The following is a 10,525-nucleotide window of genomic DNA, read 5'->3' as shown; positions in this document are numbered from 1 at the left end:
TTCGACATGATCTGCAGACCGGGCCGGGCGAGCTCGGCGCGCATGAACAGCGCCATCACGCCGCCGATCACGAAGAACGCGAACGACGTCACCAGATACAGCGTGCCGATCGTCTTGTGGTCCGTGGTCGTCAGCCACTTGATGCTCTTGAGGTTCCTCACGCCCCGCCTGTGTCCGCGCCCGGCCCGCACGTCACACTCGACGGACGAGACGAGCGTCACGAAATCACCCGTGACGATCACGAGGGTGCCGGACAGATACGGAGCATGAGCAACGACGAGATCTTCGCCGCTGCCTACCGGGAGCACTACTGGGCGGTCAGCCGCTATGTGGCGCGCCGGCTGGACGGGCGCACGGGCGAGGTCGAGGAAGTGGTGGCCGAGGTCTTCACGGTGGCCTGGCGCCGCCGTGCGGAACTGCCGCACACCCCGCTGCCCTGGCTGTACGGGGTGGCACGCAACTGCCTGGCCAACGCGGTACGCGGCCAGGGACGCCGCCGCCGGCTCCTCGCCCGGCTGGGCAACGACGACGCCGCCCACGGGCGGCACATCGCCTCGGGGCCCGAGGCGGAGCCGCCCGGCGGCTGGGTGCACGAGGCCCTCGGCAGACTCTCCGCCAAGGACCAGGAGGTGCTGCGGCTGACGGCCTGGGAGGAGCTGGGCGTGGACGAGCTGGCCGTCGCCCTCGGCTGCGGCAGCCGGGCCGCGTCGATGCGCCTGCACCGCGCCCGCGCCCGGTTGAGAACGGAGATCGACCGCATGGGCCCGGCATCCGCCCCGGCCCCGCACCGCCCGCATCCGGCGACCGCTGTCGACGCCACCCCCGCGAAGGAACACGGCCATGGCTGACGAACTCGACCTCCTGCGCCGCGCCAACCCGGTGCCGGCCGACGCCCCGCCCTTCGCCGACGGGCCGCTCGACCACCGCGGCGCCCACCACCTGGACCGGCTGCTGCACGCACGGACCCGCGCCACGCCCTCCCGGGGGCCACGGTCCGGCCGGCGGTCAGGCCGCCGCGGCGTCCGCCTGGCCTGGAGCCTCGCCGCCGGCGCCGTGGTCGCCGTGACCGCACTGGCCCTGCTGCTCGGCGGACCGAGCGCCCCGCCCGCCGTCGCCGCGCCCCGCCCGCTCGCCGTGCGCGCCGACGCCACCCCCGTCTCCCTGGACCGGCTCGCCGAGCGCGCCGAGGCCGCCGCGGCGGAGGGCGGGCCGGCCCTGCGCAGGGGCACGCACGTACAGTCCTGGAGCCTCGGCATGTCCGACGACGCGCCTCCGATCACGCTGCCCGAGGAGCGCGTCGTGCGCTGGACGGCCGACGGCCGGCACACCGAGCTGGTGGTGGCCACCGATCCGCGCCACCCCGGCCGCCCGGTCATCGGTGAGGACGCGGACGGCAACCCGCGCAGGGTCGAGGACGGCCACGTCATCAGCGACACGACGTACCCGCCGAGCTGGAGCGACGCCCCGCCCCAGGCCCGGCCGCCGCACGATCCCGGCCGGCTGCGCGCCTACCTGGAGGAGGCCCAGCAGACCGACTCGATGAACACCTCCCAGCTGCTCGACGCGGCCGACCTGCTCCTCGACAACTGGACCCTGGGCGCCCGCGAGTCGGCGGCACTCGTCCGCCTCCTCGCGGACACCGGCGGACTGCGGCCCGCCGGAGAGGTCACCGACCGCCTCGGGCGGCACGGCCAGGCCTACGTCCACGAGCTGACCGGCGTGCGCCGCATGCTGATCATGGACCCGGACACCGGCGCCGTCCTCGGTCTGGAGACCACCTTCACCGAGGCACAGCCGGAGTACGGCGTCGCGGCCGGCGACGTCATGGAGTACAGCGCCTGGACACGCTGACCCGACCGTCTCCCGAGACCCCGGACTACTCGTCCCAGGCCTGGATCATGGTCTGCTCGACGATCTCGCCGTCGCGCAGCGACAGCATCGACTCGGAGAGCACCCGCACCCCGTCCGGGTAGGTGCACTCCTCGCTGAACGCCACCTGGTCGCCCTGGACCACGCAGCGTTCCATCCGGTGGGTCAGGTCGCGGCTGTAGACGTCGTCGAGCATCTCGGCGATCTCGTCCCGGCCGTGCAGGACCTTGGGGCGGCTGGGCTGGTCGTACCGGTCGACGATGCGGACCTCCGCGTCCCGCGCGTACAGCGACAACAGGGGTGCCGCCGTCTCTCCTTCGATGCCCCGGCGCAGCGCTTCGGTGTCGAAGCCGGGGCCTGCCGTGGTACTCATGACGACCTCCTTCGAAGGGCGAAGGCCGCGGCCCGCAGCGGGAACGGGCCGTCTCGGCCCTCTCCTTTCGAGGTTCCTCCGTTCCGGCGCCCTCGGCAACGGCACCCGTGACACTGGTCCTCACGGGTGAGCGGCGCCGCCCGCCCGTGTCCGTCCCGGGGCGCCAGCGTTGCTCAGGACATGATCTCAACACGACGTATCGTCGCCGTCGTCGGACTCGCCGCCGGTGTCACCGGCCTCGCCGTCCCCATGGCGAGCGCGGCCGACGGGGGCGCGCTGGGCACGAAGAAGCTCAGCGTGACGAACACCCTCGACTCGCTCGCGGTCAACGACATGCCCGCCGAGGACCGGGCGCGGATGCCGCTCCCGTCCCAGCAGCTGAACCGGCTGCAGGACCTCCAGCAGCTCCAGCAGGTCACCGGCCTGGTCTCGCCCCTCTTCGGCGTCGTCCCCGCCCTGGGCTGACGCCCGCGTCCAGCCTGACGGCCCGGTCGGCCGGATCCCGTGAACCGCCCCGCCACCTGCCCCTTCACGATCACTTGCGCGTAGGGTCTGGGGGGAACGCTGAACGGCCGAGGAAGGGGTCAGGACCATGGCGCAGGAAGTACGCGGCGTGATCGCGCCGGGCAAGGACGAGCCGGTGCGCATCGAGACGATCGTCGTGCCGGACCCCGGCCCGGGCGAGGCCGTGGTCGAGATCCAGGCCTGCGGGGTGTGCCACACCGACCTGCACTACAAGCAGGGCGGCATCAGTGACGACTTCCCCTTCCTGCTCGGCCACGAGGCCGCGGGCGTCGTGGAGTCGGTCGGCGCCGGTGTCACCGACGTCGCCCCCGGCGATTTCGTGATCCTCAACTGGCGTGCCGTGTGCGGCAAGTGCCGGGCCTGTCTGCGCGGACGGCCCTGGTACTGCTTCGACACCCACAACGCCGAGCAGAAGATGGCCCTCGCCTCCACCGGCCAGGAACTGTCCCCGGCGCTCGGCATCGGCGCCTTCGCCGAGAAGACCCTGGTCGCCGCCGGACAGTGCACCAAGGTCGACCCGGCCGTCTCCGCCGAGGTGGCCGGGCTCCTCGGCTGCGGGGTGATGGCCGGCATCGGCGCCGCCATCAACACCGGCAACGTCGGCCGCGGTGACACCGTCGCCGTCATCGGCTGCGGCGGCGTCGGCGACGCGGCGATCGCCGGGTCCCACCTGGCGGGTGCGTCGAAGGTCATCGCCGTGGACATCGACGACCGCAAGCTGGAGACCGCCCGGGGCATGGGCGCGACCCACACCGTCAACTCCCGCGAGACCGACCCCGTCGACGCGATCCGGGAACTGACCGGCGGCTTCGGCGCCGACGTCGTCATCGAGGCCGTCGGCCGCCCCGAGACCTATCGGCAGGCCTTCTACGCCCGCGACCTGGCCGGCACCGTCGTCCTCGTCGGCGTGCCGACCCCCGAGATGAAGCTGGAGCTGCCGCTGCTCGACGTGTTCGGCCGCGGCGGCTCCCTCAAGTCCTCCTGGTACGGCGACTGCCTGCCCTCCCGCGACTTCCCGATGCTCATCGACCTCCACCTCCAGGGCCGCCTGGACCTGGGCAAGTTCGTCACCGAGACCATCGGTCTCGACCAGGTCGAGCAGGCCTTCGACCGGATGCACGCCGGTGACGTGCTGCGTTCGGTGGTGGTGCTCTGATGGCCGCCCGCATCGAACGCCTCGTCACCTCGGGACAGTTCAGCCTCGACGGCGGCACCTGGGACGTCGACAACAACGTCTGGCTCGTCGGCGACGACCACGAGGTCGTCGTCATCGACGCCGCCCACGACGCCGACGCGATCGCCGAGGCCGTCGGGGACCGGCGGCTCACCGCCATCGTGTGCACCCACGCCCACAACGACCACATCGACGCCGCCCCCGCCCTCGCCGAGCGCACCGGCGCCACCATCTGGCTGCACCGCGACGACCTGCCCCTGTGGCGGCAGACCCACCCCGACCGCGACCCGGACGCGTGGCTGACCGACGACCTCGTCATCGAGGCCGCCGGCGCCGACCTGACCGTCCTGCACACCCCGGGCCACGCACCCGGCGCGGTCTGCCTCTACGACCCCGGCCTCGGCACCGTCTTCACCGGCGACACCCTCTTCCAGGGCGGGCCCGGCGCCACCGGCCGGTCCTACTCCCACTTCCCGACCATCATCGACTCGATCCGGGACAAGCTGCTGGTCCTCCCGCCCGAGACCGAGGTCCGCACCGGCCACGGCGACTCCACGACCATCGGCGCCGAGGCCCCGCACCTGGAGGAATGGATCAGGCGCGGGCACTAGACCGGCGCGGCCGCGTCCCGCTCGTCCCGGTAGACGCGGGACACGCGGTAAAAGGTGACAGAAGATGTCCGGCTTCCCGGGCACTCTCGAACACGACATCGCCCGTGGGCGGCGTGACCCGTACGCGACGTGAGTTCGTGCGGGACGTGAGGGAGAGGAACGGAAGCCGGACATGACAGGGTCATCGAAAGGTCCGCTGGCGGGCAGGGTCGCACTGGTCGCCGGAGCGACCCGCGGCGCCGGACGGGGCATCGCCGTCGAACTGGGCGCGGCCGGCGCCACCGTCTACGTCACCGGCCGCAGCACCCGCGCCCGGCGCTCGGAGTACGACCGTCCCGAGGTGATCGAGGACACCGCCGACCTGGTCACCGAGGCGGGCGGCCACGGCATCGCCGTACCCGCCGACCACCTCGACCCGGCGCAGGTCGCCACCGTCGTCGACCGGATCGCCAGCGAACACGCCCGCCTCGACGTCCTGGTCAACGACATCTGGGGCGGCGAGACGCTCTTCGAGTGGGACAGCCCGGTCTGGGAGCACGACCTCGACAAGGGGCTCAGGCTGCTGCGGCTCGCCGTCGAGACCCACGCCATCACCAGCCACCACGCCCTGCCGCTGCTGCTGCGCCGCCCCGGCGGACTCGTCGTCGAGGTCACCGACGGCACCGACGCCTACAACCGCGACCACTACCGCAACTCGTTCTTCTACGACCTCGCCAAGACGTCCGTCCTGCGCATGGCCTTCTCCCTCGGGCACGAGGTGGGGCCGCGCGGCGCCACGGCCGTCGCGCTGACCCCCGGCTGGCTGCGCTCGGAGATCATGCTCGACCACTTCGGCGTGCGCGAGGAGAACTGGCGCGACGCCCTCGACCGCGTCCCGCACTTCGCCATCTCCGAGACGCCCCGCTACGTCGGCCGCGCGGTCGCCGCCCTCGCCGCCGATCCTGCCGTGGCGCGCTTCAACGGCCAGTCCCTCTCCAGCGGCGGCCTGGCCCAGCAGTACGGCTTCACCGACCTCGACGGCAGCCGCCCGGACGCCTGGCGCTATCTCGTCGAGGTCCAGGACGCGGACAAACCGGCCGACGTCACCGGTTACCGCTGACGGGCGGCAACGGCCACCGGGCGCCGTGCCCCGGCGGCAGGGCGAGGTCCTCGCGCACGGCCGTGTAGTAGCCCTCGCGTGCGGTGCGCTGCCGCTCCAGCAGGGCCCGCCAGGCGTCCGGGTCGCGGGTCTCCTCGCGCAGGAAGCGTTCCATCTCCATCACGGCCACCACCCAGACCCGCGCCTTCGCCACCACGTCCTTGCTTCCCAGCAGGAGCAGCGTCTCACCGGCCGGGTCCCGGGCGACGGTGGCCTCGGCCTGGGCGGGGGCGGCCTCCTGAGGGGTCAGCGGATGCGGGTGGGGGTCGTTGCCGAGGTGGGCGGCGACCCGGTACGTCAGCGTCACGGAGGTCTTCACGGTCCGCGCGTAGTCGGCGTACACCGCGAGCCTGCGCTCCTCCCAGCGGGCCGCCGTCTCCCGGTCGAACCGGGCCCGGTCGCTGCGGACCACGGCGAGATAGGAACCGAGGGCGCCGATGACGACGCCTATGAGCGCGGGGAGTTGCTGCAGGAACGCGGACATGACCGCACGGTATCGCCCGTGTGATCGTCGCGGCAGTACGGTCGGGCCCATGACGGACACCAGGCGATTCACCGACCACGCGGCACTCGTGACGGGCGCGGCCCGGGGCATCGGCGCGGCCACCGCACGCCGGCTCGCCACGGAGGGGGCCCGGGTGCTGCTGACCGACGTGGACCTCCCCGCGGCGCGGCGGAGGGCGCAGGGGCTGGCGGACGACGGGCTCGACGTGGCCGCGTTCCCCTGCGACGTGGGCGACCGGGCGTCCGTGGAGGCGGCCGTCGCCCACGCCGTGGAGACCTTCGGCGGCCTGGACGTGCTCGTCAACAACGCCTTCGCCTGCACGCCCGACGCCCCGCTCTTCGAGGACGAGCCGGACGAGGTCTGGGCCCGCGACCTCGACATCACCCTCACCGGGGCCTACCGCTGCTGCCGGGCCGCCCTGCCCCACCTCGCGGCCTCGGGGCGCGGCGCGATCGTGAGCATCGGCTCGGTCAACGGGGTCCAGGACTTCGGCAACCACGCCTACAGCGCCGCGAAGGCCGGTCTCGGCTCGCTGACCCGCACCCTCGCCGGACACGCGGCCCCGCGCGGCGTCCGCGTCAACCTGGTGACGCCGGGCACGGTGCGCACCACGGCCTGGGAGGGCCGGGACGAGGAACTGGCCGCGGTACGGGGGCTGTACCCGCTCGGGCGGGTCGGCGAGCCCGAGGACATCGCGGCGGCCGTCGCCTTCCTCGCCTCGCACGACGCCGCCTGGATCACCGGGACCACCCTGACGGTCGACGGCGGCCTGACCGCGGTCAACACCGGCTTCCGGCGGGCCGTCGCGGAGGCGGAAGGCGCGGACTGACGGACAAGGGCGGTCCGGTGGTGTTTGTCACGGTCGCGTCCCGGCGGCCTGCGACACGCAACCAAAGCCGCCGGACGGCGGTCTAGCATGCCGGGATCGCACGAAGGCGACCTTCCGCACAGCGCACCGCCTCGACGCGAAAGGCATGACCGGCCATGGGGGACAAACGCAGACGGGGAGCCGTCGCACTCGGGGTCACCGCACTGGTGGCACCGCTCACACTCGCGCTCACGGCGGCACCGGCCCAGGCCGCGAGCTGCACCGCGAAGGCGGGTCCGTACCAGAAGAAGGTGGAGAAGTTCCTCGGCCGCACGGCCGACGGCAAGCAGTCCACCGCCGACTGCAAGGCCATCCGCGCCTTCCAGACCAAGCACGGCATCCAGCCGAACGCCGGCTACGCGGGGCCCGTCACCTGGGGTGTGATGGACCTGATGACCAAGCAGAAGGCCGTCGGCAAGAACCCGAACAAATCCGGCAAGTGCCCCACCAACAAGGGTCGTATCGCCTGTGTGAACCTCAGCCTCCAGCTGAGCTGGATCCAGGACGGCAAGAAACTGGTGTACGGGCCGGTGCCGGTCCGCACCGGACGCAACGGCTACGAGACGCGCACCGGCCTGAAGAAGGTCTACTGGCGCCACATCGACCACGTCTCGACCATCTACCACGTGCCGATGCCCTACAGCCAGTTCTTCGACGGCGGCCAGGCCTTCCACTCCGTCGGCGTCAGCATGTGGAACCCGCCGGGCTCCCACGGCTGCGTCAACATGACGAAGACCACCGCCAAGAAGTACTGGTCGCTGTTGAAGAAGGGCGACGACGTCTACGTGTACGGCCGCAAGCCGGGCACCTGACCGAGACGGGCGCCCGGCGCGTGCCGCGGCGCCTACTGCTCGGGGGCGTCCCCGAAGTCCGGGATCGCGAGACGGACCCCGCCCTGCCGAGCGGACTCGTGCGCGACGATGCCCGGAAGGGTGTAGCGGGCGGCGACCCAGGCGTTCACGGGCGGCAGGGCCCGGGAGTTGACCGCGGTCACGAAGTCGTCCACCAGGAAGTGGTGGCTGCCCTCGTGCCCGTTGTGCATCCGGTCGAACGTCCGCGGCAGCCGTCCCCGGTCGTGCACGGGGGCCGAACCCGAGGTGAAGGCGGCCCGCAGCTCCGGCGCTATGTGCCGGAGCGACGGGTCGTCCGGGGACGTGGTGGGCTTGGGCTCCAGCAGCTCGCTGATGTCCTCCACCCCGGTCTTGTCCTGCCACAGTGCCACCGTGGCCAACTGCTCCATGCTCGCCTCGGTGCCGAAGAACCGGAAACGGGACTCCCTGATGTGCGACGGGTAGCCGACCCGGCGGAACTCGTTCGTGCGGAACGAACCGCCACCGGCCACCTCGAACAGCGCGGTCGCGTTGGAGACGTCGTTGTCGAACCGGCTGACCGACCGGTCGAAGACCCCGTCCCCGCGCTCGTCGACCACACCGATCGCCGAGACACTGACCGCGTGCGTCCGCCAGGCGCCCAGTACCCCGCCCACCGAGTGCGTGGGGTAGAGCAGCGGCGGATAGCTCGCGGTGGCCTTCCAGTCCTCGCCACCGCTGTACCGGTACGCGTCGTAGAAGCCGAGGTCCATGTCGTGGACGTAGTCGCCCTCGGCGTGGAAGAGCCTGCCGAAGGCACCCTCGGCGATCTTGTTGCGGGCGTGCACCGTCGCCGGGTTGTACTGGCTGGTCTCACCCATCATGTACGTCAGTCCGGTGGTCCCGACCGCGTCGATGATCTCCGCGATCTCCTGGGCGCTGACCGCCATGGGGACCGCCGAGTACACGTGCTTGCCCGCGGCCAGCGCCTGGAGCACGAGTGGGCCGTGGGTCCAGCGCTGGGTGAAGACCGCGACGGCGTCGACCGCGGCGGACTCCAGCATCGCCTCGTAGCTCGGGAAGGTGCCGGTCAGGCCTTCGGCGGCGGCGACCCGCTCGGCGCGCTCCGGCAGCAGGTCGGTGACGAACACGTCGCGCACACCCGGGTGCGCCAGGAACAGCCTGGCGAACTGTCCGGAGAACTGGCCGGCACCGACGATGCCGAGGGAGAACGTCATGGATGGCGTGCCCTTCACTGGTCGTACGACTGGACCACTTACTTTTGGCGCGGAACAATCCGACCGTCAAGGGGTCGCGTCTCCTTCCTTTCGCCCTACTCCCGTGGTCCACAGCGGCTTACAGTGGCCCTGTTGTTTCCGATGCGGAAGAAAATGGACACGAGCCCATGCCCACACGTGCCGACAGCTGGCCGCCCCTGAGCCCCGGGGAACGCTCCGTGGCGATCGAGGTCCTCGTGCACGGCCCCCTGTCCCGCAGTGAGATCGCGCGGCGGCTCGGCCTCTCGCCCGGCAGCCTCACCCGGCTGACCAAGCCGCTCATCGAGTCGGGGCTGCTGGTGGAGGTCCCGGAGGCGGGCGGCGGGGCCGGAGTGCGGCAGGGCCGTCCGTCCCGGCCGCTCGACGTGGTCGCGGACTCCCGGTACTTCCTCGGCTTCAAGATCACTCAGGACATGGTGTACGGCGTCGTCACCACCCTCAGGAGCGAGATCGTCGCCCGCCACGACCGCCCGCTCACCACCCACGACCCCGCGGAGGTCGTCGCCCTGCTGGCCGGCATGACCGCCGAACTGTCCCGCGGCCGGCCCGCGCTCGGCGGGATCGGCATCGGCGTCGGCGGACTCGTCGAGGACCGGGCCGTCGTCGGTGAGTCCCCCTTCCTGGGGTGGCGGGGGGTGCCGCTGGCCGCGCTCGTGGAGGAGCGCACCGGGCTGCCGGTCGTCGTCGAGAACGACACGGCCGCTTTCGTGGAGGCCGAGACCTGGTTCGGGGCGGGGCGCGGCCTGGACCGGTTCGTCGTCCTCACCATCGGCGCCGGCATCGGGTACGGACTGGTGCTGGGCGGCAGGCGGGTGCCGTACGCGGGGGACGAGGACCGTGGCTTCGGGCGCCACTGGATCCTGGACCCGCACGGCGGTCCGCTCACCCCCGACGGGCGGCGGGGCAGTGCCGTCTCCCTGCTGACCATCCCCAACATCCGCTACCAGGTGCGGGCCGCAACCGGCCGGGACCGGACCTACGAGGAGATCCTCGCCTCCGCCGCCGCGGGCGAGCCCGTGCCCGCGCGGGTCATGACGGAGGCCGGGCGGGCGCTGGGCACCCTGGTGGCGCAGATCGCCAACTTCGTGATGCCGCAGAAGATCCTGCTGGCCGGGGAGGGGGTCGGGCTGATGGACGTGGCGGGCGAGACGGTGGAGGAGGCCGTCCGTGCCAACCGGCATCCGCGGGCCGCCCCGGTCGGCCTGGAGACCCGGGTGTCCGACTTCCACGACTGGGCGCGCGGCGCCGCCGTACTGGCCATCCAGGTCCTGGTGCTGGGGGCGGCACAGGTGTGAACAGGTGAGCCGTGTGCGGCAGAACACATCCGGCGGTAACGAACTCGCCCGCAGGTCTTGACAGATGGGAGCACCGACGTG

General features: G+C 72.3%; 12 protein-coding genes and 1 pseudogene. 9 read left to right on the top strand and 4 right to left on the bottom strand.

The window, feature by feature from the left end:
- A pseudogene (locus ACZ56V_RS24550) lies at positions 1–191 on the bottom strand (aa3-type cytochrome oxidase subunit I); the annotation flags it as partial.
- Between the two features lie 75 nt (positions 192–266).
- Here ACZ56V_RS24550 and ACZ56V_RS24545 point away from each other — a divergent pair.
- Together ACZ56V_RS24545 and ACZ56V_RS24540 are read left to right on the top strand one after the other, a co-directional pair.
- The gene (locus ACZ56V_RS24545; protein WP_403873863.1) at positions 267–848 is read left to right on the top strand and encodes an RNA polymerase sigma factor; all 582 of its coding nucleotides are present in this window, start codon (positions 267–269) and stop codon (positions 846–848) included.
- The gene (locus ACZ56V_RS24540; protein WP_398908416.1) at positions 841–1,851 is read left to right on the top strand and encodes a CU044_5270 family protein; all 1,011 of its coding nucleotides are present in this window, start codon (positions 841–843) and stop codon (positions 1,849–1,851) included. The genes ACZ56V_RS24545 and ACZ56V_RS24540 overlap by 8 nt, the downstream gene beginning before the upstream one ends.
- A 25-nt stretch (positions 1,852–1,876) precedes the next feature.
- Here ACZ56V_RS24540 and ACZ56V_RS24535 read toward each other — a convergent pair whose 3' ends face one another.
- Positions 1,877–2,242: a nuclear transport factor 2 family protein gene (locus ACZ56V_RS24535; RefSeq protein WP_356372677.1), complete on the bottom strand. Its 366-nt coding sequence runs from the start codon at positions 2,240–2,242 to the stop codon at positions 1,877–1,879.
- Between the two features lie 180 nt (positions 2,243–2,422).
- Between ACZ56V_RS24535 and ACZ56V_RS24530 the strand changes: the two genes are divergently transcribed.
- The 4 genes from ACZ56V_RS24530 (at position 2,423) to ACZ56V_RS24515 (ending at position 5,651) form a co-directional block, all read left to right on the top strand.
- Entirely contained in the window at positions 2,423–2,707 is a 285-nt protein-coding gene (locus ACZ56V_RS24530; RefSeq protein ID WP_356372675.1) for a hypothetical protein, read from the top strand.
- A gap of 127 nt (positions 2,708–2,834) precedes the next feature.
- The gene (locus ACZ56V_RS24525) at positions 2,835–3,923 is read left to right on the top strand and encodes an S-(hydroxymethyl)mycothiol dehydrogenase (RefSeq protein ID WP_468945213.1); all 1,089 of its coding nucleotides are present in this window, start codon (positions 2,835–2,837) and stop codon (positions 3,921–3,923) included.
- The gene (locus ACZ56V_RS24520; protein ID WP_398908420.1) at positions 3,923–4,552 is read left to right on the top strand and encodes an MBL fold metallo-hydrolase; all 630 of its coding nucleotides are present in this window, start codon (positions 3,923–3,925) and stop codon (positions 4,550–4,552) included. The genes ACZ56V_RS24525 and ACZ56V_RS24520 overlap by 1 nt, the downstream gene beginning before the upstream one ends.
- A 172-nt stretch (positions 4,553–4,724) precedes the next feature.
- Positions 4,725–5,651, top strand: coding sequence for an SDR family oxidoreductase (locus ACZ56V_RS24515; protein ID WP_398908422.1), 927 nt, complete (start codon positions 4,725–4,727; stop codon positions 5,649–5,651).
- On the opposite strand, the gene ACZ56V_RS24510 is transcribed toward ACZ56V_RS24515, so the two are convergent.
- Positions 5,635–6,174, bottom strand: coding sequence for a hypothetical protein (locus tag ACZ56V_RS24510; protein ID WP_468945208.1), 540 nt, complete (start codon positions 6,172–6,174; stop codon positions 5,635–5,637). The genes ACZ56V_RS24515 and ACZ56V_RS24510 overlap by 17 nt on opposite strands.
- A gap of 49 nt (positions 6,175–6,223) precedes the next feature.
- Here ACZ56V_RS24510 and ACZ56V_RS24505 point away from each other — a divergent pair, with 49 nt between their 5' ends.
- The gene (locus ACZ56V_RS24505; protein WP_398908426.1) at positions 6,224–7,024 is read left to right on the top strand and encodes an SDR family NAD(P)-dependent oxidoreductase; all 801 of its coding nucleotides are present in this window, start codon (positions 6,224–6,226) and stop codon (positions 7,022–7,024) included.
- A gap of 155 nt (positions 7,025–7,179) precedes the next feature.
- On the top strand, positions 7,180–7,875 hold the full coding sequence (locus tag ACZ56V_RS24500) for a L,D-transpeptidase family protein (protein ID WP_398908427.1): 696 nt from the start codon (positions 7,180–7,182) through the stop codon (positions 7,873–7,875).
- A 32-nt stretch (positions 7,876–7,907) separates the two neighbouring features.
- On the opposite strand, the gene ACZ56V_RS24495 is transcribed toward ACZ56V_RS24500, so the two are convergent.
- Positions 7,908–9,110, bottom strand: a complete 1,203-nt coding sequence (locus ACZ56V_RS24495) for a Gfo/Idh/MocA family protein (RefSeq protein ID WP_398908428.1) — start codon at positions 9,108–9,110, stop codon at positions 7,908–7,910.
- 167 nt (positions 9,111–9,277) lie between these two features.
- Here ACZ56V_RS24495 and ACZ56V_RS24490 point away from each other — a divergent pair, with 167 nt between their 5' ends.
- Positions 9,278–10,444 (top strand): ROK family protein, encoded by a 1,167-nt coding sequence (locus tag ACZ56V_RS24490; RefSeq protein ID WP_467379869.1) that lies wholly within the window; start codon positions 9,278–9,280, stop codon positions 10,442–10,444.
- Positions 10,445–10,525 lie beyond the last annotated feature (81 nt).

The organism is Streptomyces sp. NPDC034099, assembly GCF_055575415.1.
Note: the sequence above shows the minus strand (reverse complement) of the source record. Positions and strands in the feature narration are given on the sequence as shown.